Source organism: Erwinia sp. MYb416 (assembly GCF_037479575.1).
Taxonomy (GTDB): domain Bacteria; phylum Pseudomonadota; class Gammaproteobacteria; order Enterobacterales; family Enterobacteriaceae; genus Erwinia; species Erwinia rhapontici.
Genome location: NZ_JBBGYT010000439.1, coordinates 595,247 through 619,788, shown reverse-complemented (window position 1 = coordinate 619,788; position 24,542 = coordinate 595,247). Strand labels below are relative to the sequence as shown.

Annotated in this window: 25 protein-coding genes; 18 read left to right on the top strand and 7 right to left on the bottom strand. The window is 54.9% G+C overall.

Features of this window, described 5'->3' with window-relative positions; translation table 11 throughout:
• Window positions 1–9: 9 nt before the first annotated feature.
• Together WH277_RS21535 and WH277_RS21530 are read right to left on the bottom strand one after the other, a co-directional pair.
• A complete protein-coding gene (locus tag WH277_RS21535) occupies window positions 10–441 on the bottom strand; it encodes a tripartite tricarboxylate transporter TctB family protein (RefSeq protein ID WP_159336269.1) in 432 nt (143 codons plus the stop codon).
• Between the two features lie 11 nt (window positions 442–452).
• Window positions 453–1,433, bottom strand: coding sequence for a Bug family tripartite tricarboxylate transporter substrate binding protein (locus WH277_RS21530; RefSeq protein ID WP_159336685.1), 981 nt, complete (start codon window positions 1,431–1,433; stop codon window positions 453–455).
• Window positions 1,434–1,552: 119 nt separating this feature from the next.
• Here WH277_RS21530 and tctD point away from each other — a divergent pair, with 119 nt between their 5' ends.
• The 16 genes from tctD to hisP all read left to right on the top strand — a co-directional run bounded on the left by tctD (window position 1,553) and on the right by hisP (window position 17,044).
• Window positions 1,553–2,218, top strand: coding sequence for a transcriptional regulator TctD (gene tctD, locus WH277_RS21525; protein WP_159336270.1), 666 nt, complete (start codon window positions 1,553–1,555; stop codon window positions 2,216–2,218).
• Complete coding sequence (locus WH277_RS21520; RefSeq protein ID WP_159336271.1) at window positions 2,215–3,606, top strand: sensor histidine kinase; 1,392 nt, start codon at window positions 2,215–2,217, stop codon at window positions 3,604–3,606. Before tctD ends, WH277_RS21520 begins: the two co-directional genes overlap by 4 nt.
• Before the next feature lie 63 nt (window positions 3,607–3,669).
• Window positions 3,670–4,797, top strand: a complete 1,128-nt coding sequence (pdxB, locus tag WH277_RS21515) for a 4-phosphoerythronate dehydrogenase PdxB (protein WP_339506848.1) — start codon at window positions 3,670–3,672, stop codon at window positions 4,795–4,797.
• A 114-nt stretch (window positions 4,798–4,911) separates the two neighbouring features.
• Window positions 4,912–5,922, top strand: a complete 1,011-nt coding sequence (locus tag WH277_RS21510) for an aspartate-semialdehyde dehydrogenase (RefSeq protein WP_339506846.1) — start codon at window positions 4,912–4,914, stop codon at window positions 5,920–5,922.
• Window positions 5,922–6,737, top strand: a complete 816-nt coding sequence (truA, locus tag WH277_RS21505) for a tRNA pseudouridine(38-40) synthase TruA (protein WP_133841363.1) — start codon at window positions 5,922–5,924, stop codon at window positions 6,735–6,737. Before WH277_RS21510 ends, truA begins: the two co-directional genes overlap by 1 nt.
• Before the next feature lie 30 nt (window positions 6,738–6,767).
• Window positions 6,768–7,430 carry a DedA family protein gene (locus WH277_RS21500; RefSeq protein ID WP_133841364.1) on the top strand — a complete coding sequence of 221 codons (663 nt, stop codon included), beginning with the start codon at window positions 6,768–6,770 and terminating at the stop codon, window positions 7,428–7,430.
• Window positions 7,431–7,602: 172 nt separating this feature from the next.
• Entirely contained in the window at window positions 7,603–8,514 is a 912-nt protein-coding gene (gene accD, locus WH277_RS21495; protein WP_159336273.1) for an acetyl-CoA carboxylase, carboxyltransferase subunit beta, read from the top strand.
• Between the two features lie 65 nt (window positions 8,515–8,579).
• The gene (gene folC, locus WH277_RS21490) at window positions 8,580–9,842 is read left to right on the top strand and encodes a bifunctional tetrahydrofolate synthase/dihydrofolate synthase (RefSeq protein WP_339506844.1); all 1,263 of its coding nucleotides are present in this window, start codon (window positions 8,580–8,582) and stop codon (window positions 9,840–9,842) included.
• Window positions 9,832–10,578, top strand: coding sequence for a cell division protein DedD (gene dedD, locus WH277_RS21485; protein ID WP_339506842.1), 747 nt, complete (start codon window positions 9,832–9,834; stop codon window positions 10,576–10,578). Before folC ends, dedD begins: the two co-directional genes overlap by 11 nt.
• A gap of 333 nt (window positions 10,579–10,911) precedes the next feature.
• Window positions 10,912–11,397, top strand: coding sequence for a colicin V production protein (gene cvpA, locus WH277_RS21480; RefSeq protein ID WP_133841368.1), 486 nt, complete (start codon window positions 10,912–10,914; stop codon window positions 11,395–11,397).
• A 36-nt stretch (window positions 11,398–11,433) separates the two neighbouring features.
• Complete coding sequence (gene purF / locus WH277_RS21475; RefSeq protein WP_133841369.1) at window positions 11,434–12,951, top strand: amidophosphoribosyltransferase; 1,518 nt, start codon at window positions 11,434–11,436, stop codon at window positions 12,949–12,951.
• A gap of 179 nt (window positions 12,952–13,130) precedes the next feature.
• The gene (locus WH277_RS21470) at window positions 13,131–13,700 is read left to right on the top strand and encodes a UbiX family flavin prenyltransferase (protein WP_133841370.1); all 570 of its coding nucleotides are present in this window, start codon (window positions 13,131–13,133) and stop codon (window positions 13,698–13,700) included.
• Window positions 13,701–13,974: 274 nt separating this feature from the next.
• On the top strand, window positions 13,975–14,757 hold the full coding sequence (argT, locus tag WH277_RS21465; protein ID WP_133841371.1) for a lysine/arginine/ornithine ABC transporter substrate-binding protein ArgT: 783 nt from the start codon (window positions 13,975–13,977) through the stop codon (window positions 14,755–14,757).
• Between the two features lie 102 nt (window positions 14,758–14,859).
• Window positions 14,860–15,546 (top strand): histidine ABC transporter permease HisQ, encoded by a 687-nt coding sequence (locus tag WH277_RS21460; RefSeq protein WP_133841372.1) that lies wholly within the window; start codon window positions 14,860–14,862, stop codon window positions 15,544–15,546.
• On the top strand, window positions 15,543–16,259 hold the full coding sequence (locus WH277_RS21455) for an ABC transporter permease (RefSeq protein ID WP_133841373.1): 717 nt from the start codon (window positions 15,543–15,545) through the stop codon (window positions 16,257–16,259). The genes WH277_RS21460 and WH277_RS21455 overlap by 4 nt, the downstream gene beginning before the upstream one ends.
• Window positions 16,260–16,270: 11 nt before the next feature.
• Window positions 16,271–17,044: a histidine ABC transporter ATP-binding protein HisP gene (gene hisP, locus WH277_RS21450; protein WP_133841374.1), complete on the top strand. Its 774-nt coding sequence runs from the start codon at window positions 16,271–16,273 to the stop codon at window positions 17,042–17,044.
• A gap of 144 nt (window positions 17,045–17,188) precedes the next feature.
• Here the strand turns inward: hisP and WH277_RS21445 are convergent, their stop codons facing one another.
• Window positions 17,189–18,388, bottom strand: a complete 1,200-nt coding sequence (locus tag WH277_RS21445; RefSeq protein ID WP_259151674.1) for an MFS transporter — start codon at window positions 18,386–18,388, stop codon at window positions 17,189–17,191.
• Between the two features lie 397 nt (window positions 18,389–18,785).
• Window positions 18,786–19,679 (bottom strand): TIGR01777 family oxidoreductase, encoded by an 894-nt coding sequence (locus tag WH277_RS21440; RefSeq protein ID WP_133841376.1) that lies wholly within the window; start codon window positions 19,677–19,679, stop codon window positions 18,786–18,788.
• Window positions 19,680–19,884: 205 nt separating this feature from the next.
• Here WH277_RS21440 and yfcF point away from each other — a divergent pair, with 205 nt between their 5' ends.
• Window positions 19,885–20,526 (top strand): glutathione transferase, encoded by a 642-nt coding sequence (gene yfcF / locus WH277_RS21435; RefSeq protein WP_133841377.1) that lies wholly within the window; start codon window positions 19,885–19,887, stop codon window positions 20,524–20,526.
• A 126-nt stretch (window positions 20,527–20,652) separates the two neighbouring features.
• The gene (gene yfcD / locus WH277_RS21430) at window positions 20,653–21,177 is read left to right on the top strand and encodes an NUDIX hydrolase YfcD (protein ID WP_133841378.1); all 525 of its coding nucleotides are present in this window, start codon (window positions 20,653–20,655) and stop codon (window positions 21,175–21,177) included.
• 54 nt (window positions 21,178–21,231) lie between these two features.
• On the opposite strand, the gene WH277_RS21425 is transcribed toward yfcD, so the two are convergent.
• The 3 genes from WH277_RS21425 to WH277_RS21415 form a co-directional block, all read right to left on the bottom strand.
• Window positions 21,232–22,059, bottom strand: coding sequence for an ABC transporter permease (locus WH277_RS21425; RefSeq protein WP_133841379.1), 828 nt, complete (start codon window positions 22,057–22,059; stop codon window positions 21,232–21,234).
• Between the two features lie 10 nt (window positions 22,060–22,069).
• Window positions 22,070–23,329, bottom strand: a complete 1,260-nt coding sequence (locus WH277_RS21420; protein WP_445235341.1) for an ABC transporter permease — start codon at window positions 23,327–23,329, stop codon at window positions 22,070–22,072.
• Between the two features lie 116 nt (window positions 23,330–23,445).
• Entirely contained in the window at window positions 23,446–24,471 is a 1,026-nt protein-coding gene (locus WH277_RS21415; RefSeq protein ID WP_133841381.1) for an ABC transporter substrate-binding protein, read from the bottom strand.
• Window positions 24,472–24,542: the final 71 nt, after the last annotated feature.

Sequence of the window (24,542 nt, the reverse complement as noted above, 5' to 3'; positions counted from 1 at the left end):
TGTTCTCCGTTAGCTCAACCAGGCGCCGAGCGGTAAGGTCACTTCAAGCAGACGATCAAAAGCAAAGAACAACGCCGTGCCCATCACCACACCAGAAATGGCGGCAGCCCACCAGGATGCTCCGAACAGCAGGCCAATTGCGAAGGTCAACAGCGTGGTTGATAGTGGAAAACCAAGACTTTCAAACAGCATGCCATACAACCCGAGAGAGACGATTAACAGCAGCAAACGTAGCAGCGTACCGTTTGTCGGCCAGTGGATGATGTCCGGTTTACGCAGCAGCAGGCACAGTGCACAGAATGCCATCAGACCGAGAATAATCATCGGGAAGGGCCGCGGTCCCACGGGTTCATAGCTGTATTCGCTCTGGATGCTCCAGGCGATAAATAATCCGCCAATACACAGCAGCAGCCAGATGCTGGCAAAAATACGATCGCTCATGGTCGCCTCCGTTATTTCGCCAGACCGAAGGATTTTGCCTTCTCACGATAATCGGTAACCTGCTGCTTTACGTAACTGTCCAGCTCTTTGCCAGACAGATTGAATTCAAACAGGCCACGCAGATCGCGCTGTTTTTTAAACTCTTCGGTCTGCGCCATTTTTTTAAATGCATTTTCCCACCACTGATATTCGGCATCGGTCACTTTCGGCCCGAGGTAGAAACCGCGAATAATAGGCCAGACCACATCGATACCCTGCTCTCTGGCTGTGGGAACCTCTGCCAGCACGCCAGGAAGTCGTTTATCAGACATTACCGCCAGCACGCGCATTTTGCCTGCCTGTAAATGGGGCACCATTTCACTCATATCACCGGATATCACCTGAATATGGTTTCCCAACAGCGCAGTGACGGGCTCTCCACCGCCTTCAAAGGCGACATAGCGCATTTTTCGTGGGTCAATTCCGGCACTACGTGCCAGCAGGGCTGTCTTCATCCAGTCCTGGCTTCCAATCGATGCCCCCGCGCCAATGACCACCTTGTTCGGGTCCTCCTTCATTGCTTTCAGCAGGTCGCTGAGGTTTTTGTACGGGGAATCACTGCGTACCGCCACCATGCCGTAATCTGTTCCTACCGCTGCCAGCCACTTCACATCATCAACGGAATAGCGACCAAATTTCCCCTGTGACAGATTAAGCAGGGAGCCGCCGGAGAAGGCGACCACCGTCCCCGCCTCTGCCGGGCGCTGCGCCACGATGGCGTTATACGCCACAGCGCCTACACCACCAGGCATGTAGGTGACACGCATTGGCGTCTTAATCTGTTGAGTGTCCTGCAAGGTGACCTGAAGCAACTTACAGGTCAGGTCAAACCCCCCGCCGGGCTTTGCCGGGGCGATACATTCGGTGCGGGATGGTGCATCAGCGGCAAAGGTGGCGGGCACAGCCAGCAGCAAAAGGGTGCTGGCTAAGGTAGTGCGGATCATCATTTTCATCATTGCTCCATTCTTATCATTGAGTTTGTGAGCCTTCCCAAATATTGGGGTTATGGAATTGTTAACGCGACAACCTTTCATTTACCTTTCAGCCAATGGGAAAAACAACAGGGTGTGATATGCGTCTCTTATTGGTGGAAGATACGGCGGAGCTGGCTTGCTGGCTGCAGAAAGCATTAACTCAGGCAGGGTTTGCCGTGGACTGGGTGGCGGATGGGATGGCTGCCGACCATTTGCTAAAAACCGAACATTATGAACTGGTGCTACTGGATATTTCGCTGCCGCGCCTGAACGGTCTGGAGCTATTGGGCCGGATGCGCAAGCGCGGTCAGACTGTGCCGGTGTTGCTGCTGACCGCGCGCAATGAACTTATGGACCGGGTTCACGGGCTGAATCAGGGAGCCGACGATTATCTGAGTAAGCCGTTTGAACTTGAAGAGCTGGAGGCGCGAATTCGTGCGCTATTACGCCGTAGTCAGGGGCAGGTGCAGGAGGCACAGACCTTCGGCGAGCTGGTCTTTCATCACGAAGGTTACTTCGAGTTACGTCACAAACCGCTGGCGCTGACGCCTCGTGAATCCAGCGTTTTAATCACTCTGATGCAGCGGCGTGGTCGTCCTGTGTCACGCCAGCAGCTTTATGAACAGATTTTCACTTTGGCGGATGAAGCCAGCCCGGAAAGTATTGAGCTCTATGTCCACCGGGTGCGAAAAAAATTATTGGGTAGTAATGTATCGATAGTCACCCTGCGTGGCCTGGGATACAGCCTTGAGCACCAGATATGAAACTGGCATCGTTGCGCGCGCATCTGTTGCTTTGGCTGGGCTTGCCTCTGCTCATCCTCTGGGCGTTGTCGGTTTATACCCATTATGCCAGTGCATTGCAGGCTGCCAACCAGGCCTATGACCGTTCCTTGCTGGCTTCGGCCCGCACCGTGGCGGAAAGGATACGCGTGCGCCACGGGCATCTTGAAGTGGATGTACCCTGGGTTGTGCTCGACAGTTTTGAGCGCAATATGAACGACCAGCTTTATTACCAGGTTATTTCTCCGGAAGGAAAAACCCTCTCTGGTTATGATGATTTGCCATCGTTGCCGAAAAATACTCCGCTGTCGAAAAATTACCCGGCGTTGGTGCATTTTTATTATGCCGATTACAACGGTCTCCCTATTCGCCTCGCGGCACTGTGGCAGCCGGTTAATGAAGATAATGTGCAGGGGATGGCGCTGGTGATCGTGGCGGAAACGCTCACTTCGCGGCGTGATTTTGCCAGCAGTCTGTTGTATACCGCGATTCTCAGTCAGGGAGCTCTTGTGCTGATCACTCTGCTGCTGGCAAGTTGGGTTTTGCATAAGGTGTTACGTCCGCTGCGGCGTCTATCCGGCGTTATGTTGTTACGCGATCCGGGTGACCTGACTCCGCTTCCGACGATGCTGCCCTGGTCTGAAATACAACCGTTAATGGTATCTGTAAACAGATATATCGAGCGTCTGCGGGCGATGGTAGCAAGGCAGCAACGCTTCAGCGCAGATGCTTCTCACCAGCTGCGTACTCCGTTGACCATCCTCAAAACACAGGTCAGCGTGGCGCTCAACAGCAATAATCCGACAACCTGGCGGGAAAGTTTGCAGGGGATGCGTGATACGCTCAACGATACCATCGTGCTCACCGACCGTTTACTGCAACTGTCGCGTATTAAGGCGATGCAGCAGAATCAGCCGATGACCACTATCGATCTGGTTGGGCTGGTGCGCGAAGCCTGCCTGTTGCGCTATCCGCAGGCGCGCAGCAGGCAGATTGATCTCGGATATGAAGGCGATGAGTGCTGTATGATCCGGGGGGATGCGCTGTTACTGGCAGAGCTCTGTTCGAATCTGCTGGATAACGCGATCAAATACACGCCAGAAGGAGGGACGATTACCGCCAGCGTGCGAGAGGGCTGTCTGCATATTGAAGACAGTGGGGCAGGGATAGTCGAATCAGAACGACAGCAGGTATTGCAGCCTTTTTACCGGCTGGAAAACACGCATCAGATATCAGGAACCGGTTTAGGGCTGGCGCTGGTGAAGGATATTGCCCGCTGGCATGGTAGCCAGATCCGGCTGTCAAGGAGTGCTACGCTGGGCGGTCTGGCGGTCGCTGTTGCATTCACTACTGCTTCGTCCGCGCGCTGAGGATGCCCCTGCCCGCGGCTTTATGGCAGAATACTCTCCCCCTGAACCGACTGGAAACCGCTTGTGAAAATTCTCGTTGATGAAAATATGCCGTACGCCCGTGAACTGTTCAGCCGTACTGGCGACGTTGTGGCCGTGCCGGGCCGTCCGATCCCGCAGCAAGAGCTGGATGATGCCGACGGGTTGATGGTGCGCTCAGTGACCAAAGTGAATGCCGAACTGCTGAGCGGCAAGCCGGTGAAATTCGTCGGGACCGCCACCGCAGGCACCGATCATATCGACGAGAGCTGGCTTAACCAGCAGGGGATTGCGTTTTCAGCCGCACCCGGCTGTAACGCCATTGCGGTGGTGGAGTATGTCTTCTCCTCGCTGTTGTTACTGGCCGAACGTGACGGTTTCCAGTTAACCGACCGTACCGTCGGCATTGTGGGAGTGGGCAACGTTGGGGGGCGCCTGCAGGCACGCCTTGAGGCGCTGGGCATTCGCACACTGCTGTGCGATCCCCCACGTGCCGAACGCGGTGATGAAGGGGACTTCCAGCCACTGGCACAGCTGGTGGCGGAAGCCGACGTGCTGACCTTCCATACTCCGCTGTTTAAACAGGGCCCTTACCAGACGCAGCATATGGCTGATGAAGCCCTGTTGCTGGCGCTGAAACCGGGCACCATTCTGATCAACGCCTGCCGTGGCCCGGTGGTGGACAATGCCGCGTTGCTGAAGGTGCTGGAACAGCGTGATGACCTCAGCGTGGTACTGGACGTTTGGGAGCCAGAACCGGAGCTGTCGCTGCCGCTGCTGAATAAAGTGGATATCGCCACGGCGCATATCGCCGGTTACACCCTGGAAGGGAAAGCACGCGGTACCACCCAGGTTTTTGAAGCCTGGACACAGTTCATCGGCCAACCGCAGCAGGTGGCGCTGGATACGCTGCTGCCCGCACCGGAATTTGGCCGCATCACGCTGCGCGGTGAGCTGGATCAGGCAACGCTGAAACGTCTGGTGCATCTGGTGTATGATGTGCGCCGCGATGATGCGCCGCTGCGCCATGTGGCTGCGATCCCAGGTGAGTTTGATCGTCTGCGCAAGAATTATCAGGAGCGCCGCGAGTGGTCTTCGCTGCGGGTTGAGTGTGATAACGCCGACACCGCTGTGCTGCTGAATAAGCTGGGCTTTAACGCGGCCCACCTTTAAGTCTTTATTAAGTCAACCTGCGTAGGGTGAATCCCCTACGTAGGTTTATTCCCAAAATTCGGGCGGTGAACTCACCGCCTTCTATTTTTGTGTCATTGTCTGGAGTAAACCAACATGTCCGACGGCTGGAATATCGCAATCTTAGGTGCGACAGGCGCAGTAGGGGGAGCTTTACTGGAATTGCTGGTGGAACGTCAGTTCCCTGTTGGTGAGCTGTATGCGCTATCAAGCGAACGTAGTGCGGGTGAAGTGCTGCGCTATGAAGGTAAATCGTTACACGTGTCCGATGCGGCAGAGTTTGACTGGACGCAGGTGCAACTGGCGTTTTTCGTTGCCGGGCGCGAAGCATCAGCACGTTACGCTGACGAAGCCGCTAACGGCGGTTGCCTGGTGATCGACAGCAGCGATCTGTTTGCGCTCGAGCCGGATGTCCCGTTAGTGGTGCCGGACGTCAATCCACAGGTACTGGCCGATTACCGTAACCGCAATATTATCAGCGTGGCCGATGCATTAACCAGCCAGCTGCTGTGCGCCATCAAACCGCTGGTTGATCAGGCAGGTCTGGGGCGTTTGCAGGTAACGAATCTGCTGGCGGCATCCTCCCACGGCAAGGCGGCGGTGGATTCGCTGGCCGGTGAAAGTGCGCGGCTGCTGAACGGCCTGCCTGCGGAAGACGGCTATTTTGGTCGTCAGCTGGCGTTCAACGTGCTGCCGCTGATTGCCGATAAAGAGGGCAGTGTGCCGCAGGAACGTCGTCTGGTAGAGCAGGTGCGTAAAGTCCTGCAGGACGATGGGTTGCCGATTGCGGTCAGCACCATTCAGGCACCGGTATTCTACGGTAACGCGCAGATTGTCTACATTGAGAACCTGCGCCCGATCTCTGCGGAAGAAGCCCGTGACGCGCTGGGCCAGGTGGAAGATATCAACCTGACGGCAGAAGATGATTTCCCGACGCAGGTGGGCGATGCTTCCGGTAGTGCGCACCTCAGTATTGGTAGTGTGCGCAATGATTACGGTATTCCTGAACTGTTGCAGTTCTGGTCCGTGGCCGACAACGTGCGTTTTGGCGGGGCATTGATGGCCGTCAAAACCGCTGAGAAGCTGGTGCAGGAGTACTTCTACTAATGTCCGACATCGCCGTGCCACAGCTGACGTTAAAACTCGCGCTGGGCATTGAATATGATGGTAGCCGCTATTACGGATGGCAGCGGCAGCAGGAAGTCCGCAGCGTGCAGGAGAAGCTGGAGATTGCGCTGACAAAAGTTGCCAACCATCCGGTGGAAGTGGTCTGCGCCGGGCGCACCGATGCCGGGGTGCATGGTACAGGGCAGGTGGTGCATTTTGAGACCACCTCGCAGCGTAAAGATGCCGCCTGGACGCTGGGCGTGAACACCCATCTGCCAGCGGATATTGCCGTGCGTTGGGTGAAAGCGGTGCCGGATGATTTCCACGCCCGCTTCAGCGCCACGGCTCGCCGTTACCGTTATATGATTTATAACCAGCGGCTGCGGCCGGCGATCCTCGGGGGTGGCATCACGCATTTTTATCATCCGCTGGATGTGGAAAAAATGCAGCGTGCCGGGCAGTGCCTGCTGGGCGAGAATGACTTTACCTCGTTCCGTGCCGTGCAGTGCCAGTCACGTACGCCAATGCGTAATGTGATGCATCTGAACGTCAGCCGCCACGGCGCGTATGTGGTGGTCGATATTAAAGCCAATGCGTTTGTGCATCACATGGTGCGCAACATTGTTGGCAGTCTGATGGAAGTGGGTTGTGGAAATCAGCCTGAGAGTTGGATAGCAGAGTTGCTGGCGGCAAAAGACCGCAAGCTGGCAGCGGCGACAGGGCGGGCAGAGGGTCTGTATCTGGTCGCGGTCGACTATCCCGCCCGTTTTGAAATACCCCGTCCACCGATGGGACCACTGTTCCTCGGGGATTAACCCTGGCCTGGAGTATTAAAGGAAGCCTGTATGGAATTGATTCGTTTTGTTGTCGACTTCATTTTGCATATCGACGTCCACCTCGCGGAGCTGGTTGCCCAGTACGGTGTCTGGGTGTATGCCATTCTGTTTTTGATCCTGTTCTGTGAAACCGGTCTGGTGGTGACGCCATTCCTGCCAGGGGATTCCCTGCTGTTTGTTGCGGGGGCGCTGGCCGCACTGCCAGGCAATGACCTCAATGTGCATACGATGGTGGCACTGATGGTCGTCGCCGCGATACTGGGTGATGCGGTGAACTATACGATCGGGCGGCTGTTTGGCGATAAGCTGTTCAGTAATCCCAATTCAAAAGTCTTCCGTCGCAGCTATCTTGATAAAACCCATGCATTTTATGAGCGTCATGGCGGGAAAACCATTATTCTGGCGCGCTTCGTGCCGATCGTCCGTACTTTCGCCCCGTTTGTGGCGGGAATGGGCAAGATGTCCTATCGTCATTTTGCCCTGTACAACGTGGCGGGCGGACTGCTATGGGTGCTGCTGTTTACCTATGCGGGTTATCTGTTTGGTAATTTCCCGGTGGTGCAGGAAAACCTTAAGCTATTGATTGTGGCGATTATCCTGCTATCGGTATTGCCAGGAGTGATTGAAGTGGTACGTCATCGCCGCGCAGCACGTCAGCAGAAACAGCAATAAAATAAATCCTCAGGCTTGCGCCCTCTGACCAGATTTTTATCCACAGTCACGGGCGGTTATGGTTTAATGAGCGATAAATTATGGTTTGCGCTGCGACTACAGGTCGCTGCGTGGAAAAAGAAAAACTGGCGCTCCCCAGCAGGAGCGCCAGGTTCAAACAGAAAGGTCATCAATGAGCTGGATTGAACGAATTCTCAATAAGAGCACCATCACCCCATCGCGTAAAGCAAGCATTCCTGAAGGGGTCTGGACAAAATGTGATAGCTGCGGGCAGGTTCTCTACCGCGCCGAGCTGGAACGTAATCTGGAAGTCTGCCCTAAATGCGACCATCACATGCGCATGCATGGTCGCGATCGTCTGCACAGCGTGCTGGACGAAGGCTCACTGATTGAGCTGGGCAGTGAACTGGAACCAAAAGATGTGCTCAAGTTCCGGGATTCAAAAAAATACAAAGATCGTCTGGTTGCGGCTCAGAAAGAGACCAACGAAACCGACGCGCTGATTGTGATGAAAGGTACCCTGCATGGGATGCCGGTTGTTGCAGCCGCGTTTGAGTTCTCCTTTATGGGCGGCTCAATGGGTTCCGTGGTGGGCGCACGCTTCGTGCGTGCGGTTGAGCAGGCACTGGAAGATAACTGCCCGATGATCTGTTTCTCTGCGTCAGGCGGTGCCCGTATGCAGGAAGCGCTGATGTCGCTGATGCAGATGGCAAAAACCAGTGCAGCACTGGCGAAGATGCAGGAACGTGGTCTGCCTTATATCTCCGTGCTGACCGACCCAACTATGGGCGGCGTTTCTGCCAGCTTTGCGATGCTGGGCGATCTGAACATTGCGGAACCTAAAGCCCTGATCGGCTTCGCGGGTCCACGCGTAATTGAGCAGACCGTGCGCGAAAAACTGCCGCCGGGCTTCCAGCGCAGTGAGTTCCTGATCGAAAAAGGCGCGATTGACATGATCGTCCGCCGTCCAGTGATGCGCTTCAAGCTGGCCAGTGTGCTGGCGAAAATGATGAATCTGCCTGCACCTGAGGAAGATATTGTCAAAGAAGCGCCTGCTGACGCATCCCAGAGCCACGAGGCCTGACCGATGATGAGAAAGGGACCCTGCGTCCCTTTCACCAATGAACCGTAACGTTGTGAACGGGACACATGGATAATCTTCCTCAAGCCACGTCGCCTCTTGCCTCGTGGCTTTATTATCTTGAGCATTTACACGCTCAGGCTATCGAACTTGGGCTGGATCGTATCCGGCGCGTTGCCTCTTCTCTCGACCTTCTGACACCAGCCCCTGTGGTTTTCACCGTCGCCGGAACCAATGGTAAAGGCACCACCTGCCGAACCCTTGAAACGGTGCTGATGGCGGCGGGCTATCGCGTGGGCGTTTTCAGTTCGCCGCATCTGGTGCGTTACACCGAACGGGTGCGCATTCAGGGTGAAGAACTGGCGGAGTCAGCGCATACCACCTCCTTTGCGGCCATTGAAGCGGGCCGGGGTGACACCACGCTGACCTACTTTGAGTACGGCACACTATCGGCGCTGTGGCTGTTTGCTGAGGCGAAGCTGGATGTGGTGATCCTTGAAGTCGGGCTGGGCGGGCGTCTTGATGCCACCAATATTGTGGATGCCGATGTCGCCGTGGTAACCAGTATTGCGCTGGATCATACCGACTGGCTCGGGCCGGATCGCGAAAGCATCGGCCGTGAGAAAGCCGGGGTGTTCCGCGCGGGGAAACCTGCCGTAGTGGGTGAGCCGGATATGCCGCACACCATCGCGGATGTGGCCGCAGAGAAGGGCGCACAGCTGTTGCAGCGCGACCGAGACTGGTCATACAGCGTAACTGATGACAGCTGGTCTTTCCGCGATGCCCACGGCACTGTAGAGCAACTGCCGTTGCCACAGGTCCCATTGCCGAATGCGGCTACCGCACTTGCGGCGCTGCGTGCATCCCCGCTTAACGTTGATGAGGCAATAATCCGTCGTTCACTGCACCTGGCCATGTTGCCCGGTCGTTTTCAGACGGTCGCCGAATCACCGCGGGTGATCCTTGATGTTGCGCACAACCCCCATGCGGCAGGCTATCTGGCGGGGCGCCTGGCAGAAGTGCCACGCAACGGCAAGGTTCATGCGGTGGTAGGCATGCTGCATGATAAAGACATTGCCGGTACGCTGGCGTGCCTCTCGCCGCAGGTGGATTACTGGTACTGTGCACCGCTCGACGGTCCGCGCGGTGCCACCGCTGAACAGCTGATGGTGCATCTTGAGGGGGCGCAGGCGTTTGGCTCGGTTGAGCTTGCCTGGCGACAGGCGCTGCAACAGGCAACCGAACAGGATATTGTGCTGGTGTGTGGTTCGTTCCACACCGTGGCACAGGTCATGGAAACGATGGAAACGGAGAACGGCAGTGGCAAGTAAGTTTCAAAACCGTTTAGTCGGAACCATTATCATTGTGGCGCTGGGTGTGATTGTGCTGCCCGGCTTACTCGATGGTAAAAAGAAGCACTATAAAGAAGAGTTTGCGGCTATTCCTCTGGTGCAGAAACCCGAAGACCAGCAGGAAACCGATTTGGTTCCGCCTGTGACGCAAACCTTACCGGCACAACCGCCGGAAGGGGCAGGGGCGGCGATCAGTGCGGGTAGCAATGCTAACGACAACTCCTCGCAGGCCGACAGCGGCTCCACCGCGCCGCAGTCTCATAACCAGCCAACGGTAGTGACGCCACCGCCGGTGAAGCCTGCGCAGCAGCAGCCGAAAGTGGTGGAAAAGCCAAAGCCGCAGCCTAAACCGGTCGAAAAACCGATCGAGAAGCCTAAACCTGTTGAAAAACCGAAACCGGTTGAGAAGCCTGAGCCGAAAGTGGAGGCGCCTGTTGAGAGCCAGCCACCAGTGACGGAATCAGCCCCATCAGGGCAGGCCTGGGTTGTACAGCTGGGTGCGTTGAAAAATGCGGCAAAAGTGAATGAGATCGTCGCACAGTTGCGCCTGTCGGGCTACCGTGCCTTTACCGTTCCGTCCACGCCGGTGCAGGGGCAAATTACCCGTATTTACGTGGGGCCGGATGCTTCGAAAGCGAAAATGCAGGCTGCCGTTGGCACATTGCAGGGGATCTCGGGGCTGGGCGGAGTTGTTAAACCGTACAGTGTTAAATAAGCCGTTCTGGTCCGTTGTTTCTCTCAGCGACGGACTATTATTGCGATAGCTATGATCACCCTGCGCCCGGAGCCGACACCTCGTCACTCCGGGCGTCGTACGTGATGATGCTGGCAAATCAAGGTATTGCGTGGTGGGGTCCGGGCCGTTGAAATCGGTGTCCGGAAGGGTTTTTTTTAAGCGTTCTCGTTTATTTAAATCGCGTCAGTAAAACGCTACGCAAACGTTTTCTTTTTCTGTTAGAATTCGCCCCGAACTGAGGCAGTATCCCCTTGCACCTGTGCTTACAAGGGGAGAGCGGCTGATACAGGGGCATGGTCACTGGAAGCGTTCATGGTCTGGATAGATTACGTCATTATTGCGGTTATTGGTTTTTCGGCTCTTGTTAGCCTGATCCGAGGGTTTGTTCGGGAAGCTCTTTCTCTCGTCACCTGGGGTTGCGCATTTTTTGTCGCCAGTCATTACTACTCCTTCCTTGCCGTCTGGTTCACAGGATTTGAAGACGAACTGGTTCGAAATGGAATCGCCGTAGCGGTGTTATTCATTGCTACCCTGATTGTCGGGGCCATTGTTAACTACGTTATTGGTTCGCTGGTTGAAAAAACCGGCCTGTCGGGAACCGACAGAGTCCTTGGCGTCTGTTTTGGGGCATTACGCGGTGTGCTGATCGTTTCAGCCATGCTGTTTTTCCTCGACACATTCACCGGTTTTTCTAAGAGTCCGGACTGGCAACAGTCCCAGCTAATCCCTCAGTTCAGTAGTATTATCAGGTGGTTTTTTGATTACCTGAAAAGCACGTCGAGTTTTTTGCCCCGGTAATCGAACCGGGGTTGCGGCTTATGAGGAAATGTCAATATGTGCGGTATTGTCGGGATCGCCGGTTTTGCACCGGTCAACCAGTCGATTTATGACGCGTTAACGGTGCTTCAGCACCGTGGGCAGGATGCCGCAGGCATCGTTACCATTGATGCATTGAATTGCTTCCGTCTGCGCAAAGCAAACGGTCTGGTTAGCGATGTATTTGAAGCCCGCCACATGCAACGTATGCAAGGCAATATGGGTATCGGCCACGTTCGTTACCCCACGGCAGGAAGCTCAAGTGCTTCTGAAGCCCAGCCATTCTACGTAAACTCCCCTTACGGTATTACTCTTGCCCATAACGGCAACCTGACCAACGCTCACGAACTGCGTAAAGAGCTGTTCGAAACGGGTCGTCGTCACGTGAATACCACCTCTGATTCTGAAATCCTGCTGAATATCTTTGCGCAGGAAGTGGATCGTTTCCAGCATGACCCGCTGGAAGCAGAGAACATCTTCTCCGCCGTTGCCGCGGTGCATCAGCGCGTTCGCGGTGCGTATGCCTGCGTGGCGATGATCATCGGCCACGGTTTGGTGGCATTCCGCGATCCTAACGGTATTCGTCCACTGGTGATCGGCAAACGCGCTATGGCTGATGGCCGTATCGAGTATATGGTGGCTTCAGAGAGCGTGGCGCTGGATACCCTTGGCTTTGAGTTCCTGCGCGATGTGGCACCGGGCGAAGCGGTGTATGTGACCGTGAAAGGCCAGCTGTCCACCCGTCAGTGTGCTGAAAATCCAAAGTGGAATCCGTGCCTGTTCGAGTACGTTTACTTTGCACGCCCGGATTCGTTCCTCGATAAGATTTCGGTTTACAGCGCCCGCGTGCGTATGGGCACCAAACTCGGTGCCAAGATTGCCCGCGAGTGGGAAGATCTGGATATCGATGTGGTGATTCCAATCCCTGAAACCTCCTGCGATATCGCACTGGAGATGGCGCGTATTCTCGACAAGCCATACCGTCAGGGCTTTGTGAAAAACCGTTATGTCGGCCGTACCTTTATCATGCCAGGTCAGCACCTGCGTCGCAGCGCGGTTCGCCGTAAGCTGAATGCTAACCGTGCTGAGTTCCGGGGTAAAAACGTGCTGCTGGTGGATGACTCCATCGTGCGCGGTACCACCTCTGAGCAGATCATCGAAATGGCACGTGAAGCGGGAGCGAAGAAAGTGTATCTCGCGTCTGCGGCACCGGAAATTCGCTTCCCGAACGTCTATGGCATTGATATGCCAAGCGCCACTGAGCTGATTGCTCACGGCCGTGAAGTGGAAGAGATCCGCCAGCTGATCGGTGCAGATGCCCTGATTTTCCAGGACCTGAGCGACCTGATTGAAGCGGTGCGTGAAGAGAACCCGGATATTGCCCAGTTTGAGTGCTCGGTATTTGATGGTATCTACGTGACCAAAGACGTGGACCAGCAGTACCTGGAGTATCTGCAATCTCTGCGTAATGACGATGCGAAAGCGATGCAGCGTCAGAACGAAGTGGAAAATCTCGAGATGCACAACGAAGGCTGATACCCGTCGTACTTCGAGTGATATGTGCGTTGGCTGCGTTTGCTCACCCCGGTCACATAGTTGTCTATGCTCCCGGGGATGATCAGCCTTGCCGCCTTCATCTAACTCGAATGATTCAGGGTAAATAGGCTAAGATGGGCCGGAAGCAATTCCGGCCCATTTTTTTTGAAGGATTTGGTATGAAACGACTCATTATTGGCATCTCTGGCGCCAGCGGTGTGATTTATGGCATTCGCATGCTGCAAATTTTGCAGCAGGTGAGCGGGGTAGAGAGCCATCTGATAATGAGCCAGGCTGCGCGGCAGACGCTGGCGCTGGAAAGTGACTATACGCTGCGTGAAGTCCAGGCGCTGGCGGATGTGGTCCACGATGTACGCGATATTGCTGCCAGTATCTCCTCGGGTTCTTATAAAACCGAGGGTATGGCGATCCTTCCCTGCTCAATGAAAACCCTGTCAGGTATTGTTCACAGCTACAGCGATGGCCTGCTGACCCGCGCCGCTGATGTGGTGCTGAAAGAGCGGCGCCGACTGGTGCTGTGTGTGCGTGAAACCCCGTTGCATCTTGGCCATCTGCGTACGATGACCGCTGCCGCAGAACTGGGGGCCATTATTATGCCGCCGGTGCCCGCTTTTTATCATCGCCCACAGAGTGTGATGGATATTGTCGATCAGACCGTTAATCGGGTACTTGACCAGTTTGATATCGAACTGGATGAAGACCTGTTTACGCGCTGGCAAGGTGCATAACGGGGAATATGTCGCACCATTTTGGTGCGCCTATTGGTGCTGAATCGCTTTTCGTGCAAGTTGCGCACCAAAATGAAACATTGTTGCTTCGGTCTGCCAACAAACCTGCTATAAATTTTCCTGCAAACTGAGTAATCACAGTGCCTGAAGCATCGTGCAATATAAACAGCGGTTTGCCACAAAATGTGGCACGGAACCTGCTAATTGTATTGTGTAAGTCACTGTGCAAACACATCACGAACCATTAAAAATAATATTTAAATTGGGGTAATGTATGAAAAAGCAGGTCCTGGCTCTCTCCCTGTTAATGTCAATTACAGCTGCAGGCAGCGCATTTGCTGCGGGTCCAAAAACGCTGCGTATTGGTACCGACCCAACGTATGCACCGTTCGAAATGAAAAATGCTCAGGGGCAGCTGGTCGGTTTTGATATCGATCTGGCGACCGAAATTTGTAAGCGTATGGAAACCAAATGTACGTTTGTTGAAAGCGACTTCGATGCGCTGATCCCTTCTCTGAAAGCGAAGAAGATCGATGCCATCATCTCTTCCCTGTCGATCACTGAAAAACGCCAGCAGGAGATCGCCTTCTCTGAAAAACTGTATGCGGCCAACTCGCGCCTGATCGCGCCGAAAGGTTCGAAAATTCAGCCAACGCTGGAAGCGCTGAAAGGCAAAACCATCGGTCTGTTGCAGGGGACCACTCAGGAAACCTACGCGAACGAAAACTGGCGTCCAAAAGGCGTGACTGTGACGCCATACGCTAACCAGGATCTGGTGTATCAGGATCTGACTGCGGGCCGCATTGATGCCGCGTTCCAGGATGAAGTGGCTGCCAGCGAGGGCTTCCTCAAGCAGCCTGCGGGCAAAGAGTATGCGTTTGCAGGCCCGGCTGTTAAAGATGAAAAAATCTTTGGTGTGGGTACCGGGATCGGCCTCAGCAAAGAGAACCCTGAGCTGAAAGCCGCTATCGATAAAGCGTTTGATGAAATCCGCAAAGATGGTACTTACGACAAGTTAGCGAAAAAATACTTCGATTTTGATGTGTACGGCGGTTAAGTAAAACCCTGTCTGCAGGCCTCACTGTGTCATGCAGTGGGGCCGCGTTTAATGCCGATGGCGTAAACGTGAAGTTAGAATCATAAGAACAGGATATTGCCTATGCTGTACGGCTACTCTGAAGTGATATTTAAAGGCGCAATGGTAACACTCGAGCTGGCCCTCAGCTCAGTGGTGTTTGCCGTGGTGCTGGGGTTGATTGGCGCCGGGGCCAAGCTCTCCAACAGCCGCCTGCTGGTGGTTATTTTTGAAGGCTACACAACACTCATCCGTGGGGTTCCGGATCTGGTCCTGATGCTGCTGATCTTCTATGGTCTGCAAATTGCGCTGAACCAGGTAACCGACTTCTTCGGTCTGTCACAGTTTGATATTGATCCGATGGTGGCCGGGATTATCACCCTGGGCTTTATCTACGGAGCCTACTTCACCGAAACATTTCGTGGCGCCTATATGGCCGTGCCAAAAGGGCAGATTGAGGCCGCGACCGCCTTTGGTTTCACCCGTTCTCAAACCTTCCGCCGTGTGCTGTTCCCAGGGATGATGCGCTTTGCGCTACCGGGTATCGGTAACAACTGGCAGGTGATCCTGAAAGCCACGGCGCTGGTCTCACTGCTGGGGCTGGAAGATGTGGTGAAAGCAACGCAGCTGGCAGGGAAATCGACCTGGGAACCCTTCTATTTCGCGATTGTCGCGGGTGTCATCTATCTGATTTTTACCACGCTCTCCAATGGTGTGCTGTGGTGGCTGGAACGCCGTTATACGGTGGGTGTAAAAAGGGCTGACCTATGATTGAGATTATTCAGGAGTACTGGAAAGCCCTGTTATGGACGGATGGTTACCGCTTCTCTGGCGTGGCAATCACGCTGTGGCTGCTGGTGGTGTCTGTCGTGCTGGGCGGGTGTATGGCGGTGCTGATGTCGATTGCCCGCGTGTCTCCCATCAGGGCGATCCGTTTTCCGGTATGGCTGTTTACCTACGTGTTTCGTGGTACGCCGCTGTATGTGCAGCTGCTGGTGTTTTACTCCGGTATGTACACGCTGGAAATTGTCAAAGGCACGGACCTGCTGAATGCATTTTTCCGCAGTGGACTGAACTGTACGCTACTGGCACTGACGCTGAACACCTGTGCGTACACCACGGAAATATTTGCCGGAGCGATTCGCTCGGTGCCGCATGGTGAGATCGAGGCGGCGCGCGCTTACGGTTTCTCCACCTTTAAACTGTATCGCTGCATTATCATGCCTTCCGCATTGCGCGCTGCGCTACCTGCGTACAGTAATGAAGTGATTTTAATGCTGCACTCCACGGCGCTGGCGTTTACCGCCACGGTGCCCGATCTGCTGAAAGTGGCTCGCGATATAAACTCGGCCACCTATCAACCGTTTATTGCCTTTGGCATTGCGGCCGTGCTGTATCTGATTATTTCCTATGTGTTGATTAGTCTGTTCCGTAAAGCGGAAAAACGCTGGCTGGCGCACGTTAAACCTTCATCGTCACATTGAGTAACAACACTATGGCTGATAATAAATTAAGCGTCACCGAGCTGCATAAACGTTACGGTGAACATGAAGTGCTAAAGGGTGTTTCACTCCAGGCGAATGCCGGGGATGTGATCAGTATCATTGGTTCCTCCGGCTCAGGGAAAAGTACCTTCCTGCGCTGCATTAACTTCCTCGAAAAACCGAGTGAAGGCACGATTTCGGTGAATAACCAAAATATCACTCTGGTACGTGATGTCGACGGCCAGCTGAAAGTCTCCAACAAAGAGCAGCTGCGTATGCTGCGCACCCGCCTGACGATGGTGTTCCAGCACTTTAACCTGTGGAGCCATATGACGGTGCTGGAGAATGTGATGGAAGCGCCGGTGCAGGTGCTGGGCCTGAGTAAAACGGAAGCGCGTGAACGTGCCATTCGTTACCTTGATAAGGTCGGGATTGACGAGCGTGCACGGGCAAAGTATCCGGTACACTTGTCAGGTGGTCAGCAGCAACGCGTGTCTATCGCCCGTGCGCTGGCGATGGAGCCTGAAGTGTTGCTGTTTGATGAACCGACATCAGCGCTGGACCCGGAGCTGGTGGGGGAGGTGCTGCGCATTATGCAGAAGCTGGCGGAGGAGGGTAAAACCATGGTGGTGGTGACCCATGAGATGGAATTTGCCCGCCACGTGTCGAACCATGTGATCTTCCTGCATCAGGGCAAGATAGAAGAGGAAGGGCCACCGGAAGAGGTCTTTAATCATCCGAAGAGTACCCGCCTGCAACAGTTTTTGTCAGGGGCACTCAAGTAGGCGTGATGATTTTCCGATCGATCCTCGCTTGGGTGAGATTGGCGTGACTGGCCGACCGGAACAGAGGGTCGGCCACAACGAATTGATGCCTGCATACATCACTCAGGGGGCGATCATTTTTTCCGATCGACCCTTGAGTGCATGTCAGCTCTGATTATCCACTGACAAGATTAATCGTGAGGCATGTGTAGCGGTAATCACGTAAACCAATATGCCTGAGATACCCAGAGCGATGCCGACATACGCCGTTGAGATCCATCCAAACCCCATCGTAATCGCCACCCCTCCCAGATAAGCCCCCATCGCGTTGGCAATATTCAACGCAGAGTGATTCATTGCGGCCGCAAGCGTTTGTGCTTCTTTTGCCACATCCATCAGGCGGATCTGAATCGAGGGAAGCAATACCGATGAAGTCCCGACCAGGAAGGTCGCCAACAGGCCGGTGAACACGTGCCCTGCAAGGAAAGGGAACAGGACCATGATCAGGGTATTCCAGACCAGAGCGCCGCCAATGACCTTAAGCGGGTTGTGATCGGCGAGACGCCCGCCAACAAGGTTACCGACGATCATTCCCAATCCAAAGGCAGCCATGACCCAGGGGACGAGGTTGTCCTGCAATGCAGCGAGGTTTTTTAGCGTGGGGATAATATAGGTGAATATGGCAAACATGCCGCCAAAACCCACTGCGCCCGTCAGCAGGGTCATCAGCACCTGCGAATTTTTCAGCGCCGTGAGTTCTTTCATCGGATGAGCATCGGAACGGTTTGCTGTTGCAGGAACTAACATTGTAATCATCAGGCAGGTGCTCAAGCCTATTGCACCGACAAAAGCAAAAGCGATATGCCAGGAGAAAAACTGCCCTAACCATGCGGCAAGAGGTACACCCGCCAGCGTGGCGACCGTCAGGCCCAGCATCACCAGACTGATGGCTTTACCGCGTTTATCCGCAGGCACCAGTGAGGCCGCAACGAGTGAGGCAATACCAAAGTAAGCACCATGAGGAAGCCCGGCGATAAACCGGGCAGCGACGAGTGTCGGGTAGTTACCGGCCAGTGCGGTAGCAAGATTACCGATAAAGAAAATAAACATCAGAGCAATCAACAGGATTTTTCTGTTCATACGCGCAGTGAGCACGGCAATAATCGGTGCGCCTACCACCACGCCCAACGCATAGCTGGCAATGGCATTCCCGGCCTGAGGCTCAGTGATATTCAGCGAATGGGCGACATCAGGGAGAAGTCCCATGATAACAAATTCACCGGTTCCTAAACCAAATCCCCCGAGGGCAAGTGACAGCAGGGCGAAGCCTGGACTCCTGGTGTTGACTGCATTGTGATCGCTCAAAATTAATTCCGCATTGTTAATATAAAAAGGTAATGATCTCTGACAGTGCATGGAAAACAGCGTGTCGGGTATGCACAGGAATACGCGTGTAAAAAATACGACGATTAAAAGTAATCGATTACTTTTTGGAAATCAAGTGTTTACCTATAAATCCATCAACACAATCAGTAATGGTCAGACATTAAAGGCGTCACCAATATCGATGAGATGAATACCTGTAGAAAATTCAGACCGACCAAAGAACAGGCAATCAACTTCTTTAATCATGCCTGTCCAGTGGAAAATCATTTTGCTACAGATACCCGCTACTCGTCGTGTTATGTGGAAGGTGATATCAAATATGGCGATCAGTGACCCGGAAAGGGGATATTATATTCAAGAGAAATCCGCCCGTCATTCACACCACATCTGCCAGCGCTTTATCCAGCTCGTACCAGCGAAAACGAAAACCCGATGCTTCCAGCCGTTGTGGCAGCACATGCTGTCCCCCCAGCACCAGCACCGCTGACTCGCCCATCATCAGGCGAATGGCCGTGGCGGGCGTACGCATAAATGCCGGACGGTGCATCACTTCACCCAGTGCCGCAGCGAACTGCTCGTTGCGCACCGCGTAGGGCGCTACCAGATTAAACGGCCCGTCCAGCTCGGGATGATCCAGCAGCCAGAGAATGCCGTTTACCGCGTCTTCCAGATGTATCCACGGGAGGTACTGCTTACCGTTACCCAGCGGCCCGCCAATCCCCAACTTAAACGGCAGTTTCATCTTTTCCAGCGCTCCGCCTTTCTCCGCCAGCACGACGCCCGTACGCAGCAGGCACACGCGGGTGCGGTCGCTTTGTGCGTTCAACGCCAGCTGCTCCCAGCGTGCACAGAGTTCATGCGTAAACTCCGCATGACCGGGGTCATCCTCGGTCACCACCAGTTCGCCAGTGTCGCCGTAAAAACCGGTGGCGGAACCGGAAATCAGCACCGCAGGGGGGGCGCTGCTGGCCTTGATCAATTCAACCAGGCGCATCGTTATTTGCCAGCGGCTATCGCATAACAGCTGCTTTTGCGGCTCGCTCCAGCGTTTTGCCGCGATCGGCTCTCCCGCCAGGTTGATGACCGCATCAATGCCGTTCAGATCACGCTGTTGGTCCAGGCCCGACCACAGGTTAATTTTTTCACTCAGGGTACGGCGTGCCGCGGCGACATCACGCGTGACCACGCTGATTTGGTGGCCTGCCTGAAGTAATCGGGCCGTTAACGGGCGGCCAATCAGCCCCGTCCCGCCGGTAATCAGAATATGCATGCGGATTATCCTTCAGAATGCGCCAGTACACAGTATGCTGCTTTCAGCATAGGTGAAGATACCAGGATTGCGTGTGACAGGGCGCACGTGCAGATGCTGTGGTGGTTGTTCTGAAATGGTAAACTCCCTCATTGCGGAGATTGCCATCGGCGTGAAAAGTCGGTAAACAGGATGTTCCTATCCGTGAACGTCAGAGGACGTCCTGATGCGTTATCCCACGATCCTGTTGTGGTCAGATTCCAGCTTTTTCAGCCCTTATGTGATGTCGGTCTATGTTGCCCTGAGCGAAAAAGGCATTCCTTTTTCCCTGAAGCGCGTCGATCTCGGCAGCGGTGAGCATCAGCAGCAGGCTTATGGCGATGTGTCGTTAACGCGCCGGGTGCCAACGTTGCAGGTCGACAACTTCCATTTGTCTGAATCCTCGGCGATTGCGGAGTATCTGGAAGACCGTTTCCCGGCCCCGGACTATGAGCGCCTTTATCCACGTGATATCGAAAAACGTGCTAAAGCTCGTGAGATTCAGGCCTGGTTGCGCAGTGACTTTATGCCCATCCGTCAGCAGCGCCCGACGGAAGTGTTGTTTGCCGGAGCGCGGTTTGCCCCGCTGGATGAGGCCGGTCAGCAGGCGGCCGCAAAACTGATTAGCGCCGTGGAACGTCTGCTGCCGGAAGGTCAGCAGAACCTGTTTGGCGAGTGGTCGATAGCGGATACTGACCTTGCGGTCATGCTGAATCGCCTGGCGCTGCACGGCGATGCGTTACCGCCGCGGCTCGCTGATTATGCGCATTTTCAGTGGCAGCGTGCGTCTGTACAGCTGTGGTTATCCGAATCGTCAAAAGCGGCATAGCGCATCAGCACAAATTGATGATTGCGTCGTGCGGCGTTAAACATTAATTTAGGGCGGATCGCGCAACCGTGTGCGAAAACGTTTGATTCAACTGTGCGCCAGGCGCCAGAACAAAAAGGGTTACGGATGGTGGAGCAAGATCAGGGCACGGAGTGGGTGGATATCGTTAACGAAGATAACGAGGTCATTGCACAATCCAGCCGTGTACAGATGCGTGCGCAGTGTTTGCGCCATCGCGCAACCTACATCGTGGTTCACGATGGCATGGGCAAAATTCTGGTGCAGCGTCGTACCGAGACGAAAGACTTTATGCCGGGGATGCTGGATGCGACCGCCGGGGGCGTAGTGCAGACCGGTGAAGAGATGCTGGGCTCGGCGCGACGTGAAGCCGAAGAAGAGCTGGGCATTGCCGCGGTGCCGTTTGCCGAACATGGCCAGTTCTACTATGAAGATGAACACTGTCGCGTATGGGGCGGATTGTTCAGCTGTGTGTCTCACGGCCCGTTTGCTATGCAGGAAGAAGAAGTGGATGAGATTTTCTGGATGACGCCGGAAGAGATCACTGCCCGCTGCGATGAGTTTACCGCTGACTCGCTGAAAGCCTTGTCGTTGTGGTTGACGCGTAATAACGAATCAGGCCGCTACGACTAACCCTCCCTGTGGCGCAGTAGTCCTGCGCCACACATATTCCTGTGATAACAGTGATTAATGTGCCGGGCTGGACTGGCGCATCTTCTCGCCACGTCGACGCAATATTTCCATCACGATCAGCAGAATCAGCGATGCACCAATCATCAGGCTGGCCGCTGCGGCGATCGTCGGATCCAGGTTTTCACGGATCCCGGCAAACATCTGGATCGGCAGTGTGCGCTGGGTTGGGCTGGCCAAAAACAGCGTGACTACCACTTCATCAAACGATGCGGCAAAGGCAAACAGTGCGCCGGAGAAGACGCCTGGAGCGATCAGGGGCAGCGTCACCTTGCGGAACGTCAGCAGGGGGGAGGCACCCAGACTGGCGGCAGCGCGGGACAGCGTCGTATCGTAACTTTTCAGCACGGCGACCACGGTTATCACGACAAACGGCACGCCAAGCAGCGCATGGGCCAGCACCAGACCGAGATAGCTGTTAAGCAGCGACAGTTTGGCAAAGAAAAAGAACATGCCAACGGCAATAATCACCACCGGCGCCACCATCGGCGAAATGATAATCGCCATCACGATGCCTTTCCCGCGAAACTCACCGCGCACCAGGCCCATTGAGGCCAGCACGCCCAGTACGGTGGCCAGCAGCGTGGCCAGCGGGGCAATCAGCAGGCTGTTACCCAGCGCACCCAGCCACTCTTGCGAATGAAAGAATGTGTCATACCAGCGCAGCGAAAAACCGCTGAGCGGATAGCTGAGAAACGAGCTGCTGTTAAATGACAGCGGCACAATGACCAGTACCGGGACGATAAGAAAGAGCAGCACCGCCGCCGCATAGAAGTTAAACAGGCCTTTCCACAGGCGCAGGATCAGGGTTCCCTGTTGTCTCATCATCATCTCCTTAGTGAGCTGCCGCTTCGGCAGAGGTACGTGTGACACGGATATAGACGATATACAGCAGCAGGACGATCACCAGCAACTGGCTGCCGAGCGCAGCGGCCATTCCCCAGTTCATGGTGGTGTTGGTAAAGAAGGCGACAAAGTAACTCACCATCTGGTCGTTCGGCCCGCCCAGCAGGGCAGGGGTAACGTAGTAACCAATCGCCATCATAAATACCAGCAATGCTCCTGCGGCAACCCCGGCATAGGTTTGTGGGACATAAACGCGCCAGAAGGCGAGGAAAGGATGGGCGCCCAGTGAGACAGCCGCGCGTACATAGCTCGGTGAGATGCCTTTCATCACCGCATACAGCGGCATAACAATAAACGGCAGCAGGATATGGGTCATCGAAATAAACACCCCGATACGGTTAAACACCAGCGTCAGTGGGGAGTCGATAACGCCCATACCCATCAGGGCGCGGTTAATCAGCCCGCCGGACTGCAACAGCACAATCCAGCTGGCGGTGCGGACAATGAGTGACGTCCAGAACGGCAGCAGTACCAGGATCATCAGCAGATTAGCGCGGTTGGCAGGTTGTTTCGCCAGCCAGTATGCCAGCGGATAACCAATACCGACGCACAGCAGTGTCACCACCGTGGCCATCCACAGGGTGCGCAGCAGCACATTGACATACAGTGCCTGGTCAGCAGGCAGTGCCTGAATATCACCGCTGGCTGCATCGACCTTACGGTCGAACACGGACAGCAGATAGTAGCTGGTGACCGGGCCGGATACGCGTTTCAGCGTTTGCCAGGTACTCAATTCTCCCCAGGCCGGTTGTCCGGAAATCAGCGCCGCTTTTACGCCTTCACCCGAGGCGGGGACAAGCCGTGGCGTGGTGGTGATCAGGCGGCGAAACGAGGTGTTTTCATAACTCAGACGCTTGGCAACGGTGGCAATCTGTCCGCGCTCCCTGGCGGCGATCAACTCTTTTCCCAGCGTGGCGTACACTGCCTCATCCGGTAACGCACTGCCAGACCAGGAGGCCAGCGCGGCTGAGGTTTCCGGCAGGTTTTCGTGGATCTCAGGGTTCTGAACGCTTTTACTCAAAATAGAGACGATAGGAAACAGGAAACAGACCACGACGAAGATCAGCAGCGGCGCAATCAGCAGCAGGGAACGACGGGTTTTCACACCATCGACCTTGCGCAGGCGCTGACTTAATGACGTACTGTCCGGTGTTGATGGCATGGGGGATTCCATTACGGGATTGCTCATTACTGTCTCCTGACATCATGGCGGGACCGTTTACTCACAGGGCGACCGGATAGAAGGGGCGCCCCCCGACAAGCGCGCAGGAGCGGACCTACTGTTTCGGTCCGCCCGCAGAGCCGTTACTTCGCGGCCCAGGCGTTAAAACGCTGTTCCAGATCTTCACCGTGCTCCAGCCAGAAATCACTGCTTACCTGTAATGAGGTGGCGAGGTTATCTGGCGCGGTGGGCAGTTTGCTTACGCGTGCCGGATCAAGCAGCTTGCTGGTGTTGATATTGGTCGGCCCGTAAGGAATATTTTCAGCAAACACTTTCTGGTTTTCGGCTTTGTTGGCAAAAGCGATAAACTTCTCCGCCAGTGCTTTGTGTTTAGATCCTTTCACAATCGCCCAGTTGTCGAGGTCGTACAGCGCGTTGTCCCAGACGATTTTGAAGTCATGACCTTCATCCTGTGCGGCACCAATGCGGCCGTTGTAGGCGGAGCTCATCACCACGTCGCCGGACACCAGCCATTGCAGCGGCTGTGCGCCTGATTCCCACCACTGAATATTGGGCTTCAACTGATCCAGTTTTTTGAAGGCGCGTTCCACCCCGGCTGGTGTCGCCAGCACGTTATAGATGTCTTCACGCTTCACACCGTCTGCCATCAATGCAATTTCCAGCGTGTATTTGGCACTCTTACGCATGGCGCGTTTACCCGGGAAGTCTTTCACATTCCAGAAATCTGCCCAGCTTGCTGGCCCTTTTTTCAGTTTGCTGGCGTCATAGGTCAGCACCGTAGACCAGACGAAGATCCCGGCCCCGCACTCGCTCACGGCGGCAGGGATAAAGTCGGCTTTATTACCCAGCTTGTTCCAGTCCAGCGTTTCCAACAGACCTTCCTCACAGCCACGCTGCAGTTCCGGCGTTTCCAGTTCCACCACGTCCCAGCCTATCTGGCCGGTTTCAACCATTGAACGGATGCGAGCCATTTCGCCGTTAAACTCACCCGCCTCAATCGATCCCAGGCCCGCGGCAGTGAAGGGTTTATAAAACGCTTTTTCCTGTGCTGCTTTATTGGTGCCGCCGAAAGAGATCACTGTCAGGCTTTCCGCCTGAGCCTGAAGTGTCAGTGTGGCGAGAATCAGTGCTGCTAAGGTCTTTACCATGCCAAATTCCTCATTTTCTATTAGGTTGTTATAAGCATTTTATGTGCCACATCCCGGTGGCCGGCGGAATG

Bases quoted from the DNA above. Each gene is read 5' to 3' on its own strand.
- WH277_RS21535 (WP_159336269.1), bottom strand. From the start codon at position 441: ATGAGCGATCGTATTTTTGCCAGCATCTGGCTGCTGCTGTGTATTGGC.
- WH277_RS21530 (WP_159336685.1), bottom strand. From the start codon at position 1,433: ATGAAAATGATGATCCGCACTACCTTAGCCAGCACCCTTTTGCTGCTG.
- tctD (WP_159336270.1), top strand. From the start codon at position 1,553: ATGCGTCTCTTATTGGTGGAAGATACGGCGGAGCTGGCTTGCTGGCTG.
- WH277_RS21520 (WP_159336271.1), top strand. From the start codon at position 2,215: ATGAAACTGGCATCGTTGCGCGCGCATCTGTTGCTTTGGCTGGGCTTG.
- WH277_RS21510 (WP_339506846.1), top strand. From the start codon at position 4,912: ATGTCCGACGGCTGGAATATCGCAATCTTAGGTGCGACAGGCGCAGTA.
- truA (WP_133841363.1), top strand. From the start codon at position 5,922: ATGTCCGACATCGCCGTGCCACAGCTGACGTTAAAACTCGCGCTGGGC.
- WH277_RS21500 (WP_133841364.1), top strand. From the start codon at position 6,768: ATGGAATTGATTCGTTTTGTTGTCGACTTCATTTTGCATATCGACGTC.
- accD (WP_159336273.1), top strand. From the start codon at position 7,603: ATGAGCTGGATTGAACGAATTCTCAATAAGAGCACCATCACCCCATCG.
- folC (WP_339506844.1), top strand. From the start codon at position 8,580: ATGGATAATCTTCCTCAAGCCACGTCGCCTCTTGCCTCGTGGCTTTAT.
- cvpA (WP_133841368.1), top strand. From the start codon at position 10,912: ATGGTCTGGATAGATTACGTCATTATTGCGGTTATTGGTTTTTCGGCT.
- purF (WP_133841369.1), top strand. From the start codon at position 11,434: ATGTGCGGTATTGTCGGGATCGCCGGTTTTGCACCGGTCAACCAGTCG.
- WH277_RS21470 (WP_133841370.1), top strand. From the start codon at position 13,131: ATGAAACGACTCATTATTGGCATCTCTGGCGCCAGCGGTGTGATTTAT.
- argT (WP_133841371.1), top strand. From the start codon at position 13,975: ATGAAAAAGCAGGTCCTGGCTCTCTCCCTGTTAATGTCAATTACAGCT.
- WH277_RS21460 (WP_133841372.1), top strand. From the start codon at position 14,860: ATGCTGTACGGCTACTCTGAAGTGATATTTAAAGGCGCAATGGTAACA.
- WH277_RS21455 (WP_133841373.1), top strand. From the start codon at position 15,543: ATGATTGAGATTATTCAGGAGTACTGGAAAGCCCTGTTATGGACGGAT.
- hisP (WP_133841374.1), top strand. From the start codon at position 16,271: ATGGCTGATAATAAATTAAGCGTCACCGAGCTGCATAAACGTTACGGT.
- WH277_RS21440 (WP_133841376.1), bottom strand. From the start codon at position 19,679: ATGCATATTCTGATTACCGGCGGGACGGGGCTGATTGGCCGCCCGTTA.
- yfcF (WP_133841377.1), top strand. From the start codon at position 19,885: ATGCGTTATCCCACGATCCTGTTGTGGTCAGATTCCAGCTTTTTCAGC.
- yfcD (WP_133841378.1), top strand. From the start codon at position 20,653: ATGGTGGAGCAAGATCAGGGCACGGAGTGGGTGGATATCGTTAACGAA.
- WH277_RS21425 (WP_133841379.1), bottom strand. From the start codon at position 22,059: ATGAGACAACAGGGAACCCTGATCCTGCGCCTGTGGAAAGGCCTGTTT.
- WH277_RS21420 (WP_445235341.1), bottom strand. From the start codon at position 23,329: ATGAGCAATCCCGTAATGGAATCCCCCATGCCATCAACACCGGACAGT.
- WH277_RS21415 (WP_133841381.1), bottom strand. From the start codon at position 24,471: ATGGTAAAGACCTTAGCAGCACTGATTCTCGCCACACTGACACTTCAG.